Source organism: Coprococcus sp. AM11-30B (assembly GCF_027674365.1).
In the GTDB taxonomy this organism is placed as follows: domain Bacteria; phylum Bacillota; class Clostridia; order Lachnospirales; family Lachnospiraceae; genus Allocoprococcus; species Allocoprococcus comes.
The window spans coordinates 1-1,872 of record NZ_JAQDVB010000051.1 but is presented as its reverse complement, the minus strand read 5'-3'; the positions used below and the strand labels follow the sequence as shown (position 1 = coordinate 1,872).

1 protein-coding gene is annotated in these 1,872 nt (G+C 41.2%); it reads left to right on the top strand.

The window, feature by feature from the left end; all coding sequences use genetic code 11:
• Window positions 1–484 precede the first annotated feature (484 nt).
• Window positions 485–1,780, top strand: a complete 1,296-nt coding sequence (ltrA, locus tag PGU50_RS17855) for a group II intron reverse transcriptase/maturase (RefSeq protein ID WP_118542558.1) — start codon at window positions 485–487, stop codon at window positions 1,778–1,780.
• The last annotated feature ends 92 nt before the right edge of the window (window positions 1,781–1,872 follow it).

Genomic DNA, 1,872 nt, shown 5'->3' with positions numbered 1-1,872 from the left:
GTTGTGCGCCCAGCTAAGGGTGTGTAGTCAAGCCGGTGGAATTCCGGTTTATCCAAGGTTTAGCCAACCAGATAATAGCGAGTCTTGGGATGATGCTGGTAACGGCATCTGACAAGCGTAGACAGCAAGAAAGCAGGGTTGAATAGTGATTGAGCTTCGAAACGTTAACTTCAGTCGGTCGACGTCTTAACTGGTGCGGAAGACAATATCATATAATGCGATATGGCGAGTGTTATGTGGCACTGCGGAGTCAGAGAACCAATCATGTTTTACATTATGAATACACATCAACTGGGGAGAACCTGCCATTTCTCGAAGAAGAGTATGAAGTTGCAACTGAAAACGGAGGATTTCAAATGAATGGTAGGTGGTCGGACAATCCCATAGTACTGTAGAAATCGGGCAATGCCGATGGAGGGAAGGGGATTGCATAGTAAAGGTCTTACTGAGGACACATTATCCGTACTCAGGGACGGAGGAAATAATGGAAACGAAATTAGTAAGAATAGCTGAGATATCGGCAACATCAAAACATCCTATATTTACATCAGTGTACCACTTGATAAATGAAGATATGCTAAAGCAATGTCATAAGGAATTAGATGGGAACAAAGCAGTCGGAATTGACAAGGTAACTAAGGATGAGTATGGGAAGAACTTTGATAGAAATATCAAGGAACTGGTACAGAGGTTGAAAAACAAATCCTTTAAGCCACTTCCGTCACTGAGGGTATATATACCTAAAGGAAATGGAAAGAAACGACCATTAGGGATTGCTTCCTATGAAGATAAGATTGTACAAATGGCAGTGAAGAAAATACTGGGAGCTATTTATGAACCGAGATTCCTAAACTGCATGTATGGATTCAGACCGAATAGGGGGTGTCACGAAGCAATAAAAGAAGTATACCAACGGATAAGCTATGGAAAAATCAGCTATATCGTAGATGCCGATATCAAAGGTTTCTTTGACCATATCGACCATGATTGGATGATGAAGTTCCTTGAATGGAATATACAGGATAAGAACTTATTGTGGCTAATACGTAAATACCTTAAAGCAGGAATAATGGAGCAAGGAAAATTCGAGCCAACAGAGGAAGGTTCGGCACAAGGCTCAGTAATGAGTCCGATGCTTGCAAATATATACATGCATCATGTGCTGACGCTGTGGTTTAAGCTGGTGGTGCAAAGGGAAATGCAGGGAGAGTGTTTTCTCGTCAACTTTGCGGATGATTTTGTTGCAGGATTTCAATATAAGTCAGAAGCTGAAAGATACTATAAAGAGTTAAAGGAACGAATGGAAAAGTTTGGACTGGAGCTGGAAAGTAGTAAAAGCAGACTGATTGAATTTGGGAGATTTGCAGAGCAGAATCGTAGAGCAAGAGGAGAATGTAAGCCTGAAACATTTGATTTTCTGGGATTTACCTTCTACTGTAGCAAAACCCGAAAGGGAGGTTTCGTGCCAAAGGTACAGACTTCAAGGAAGAAGTTTGAGCAAAAGGTTAGAGCATACAAGAACTGGATTTACGATAATCGAAATCGACCAATGCGAGAAATAATTAAAGAGTTGAACGTAAAACTAATTGGACACTATCGGTATTATGGTGTTACATGGAATTTTCGGAAGATAACAACATTCCTGCATAGAGTACAGCAGTTTCTATTCAAAGCCATGAATCGGAGAGGTTGTAGACGGGCATACACATGGAATGGATTTGTGGAAATGCTCAAGTATTACCCGTTAGCAAAACCTAAAACGTACTATTGTTTATATTGAAGCGAATGTTACTATGAGGAGCCGTATGCGGGAAAGCCGCACGTACGGATCTGTGAGGGGCTAAGATTGAGAGGTCTTAGTCTACTCGACTG

Coding starts and splice junctions, on each gene's coding strand:
- ltrA (WP_118542558.1), top strand. CDS start 485: ATGGAAACGAAATTAGTAAGAATAGCTGAGATATCGGCAACATCAAAA.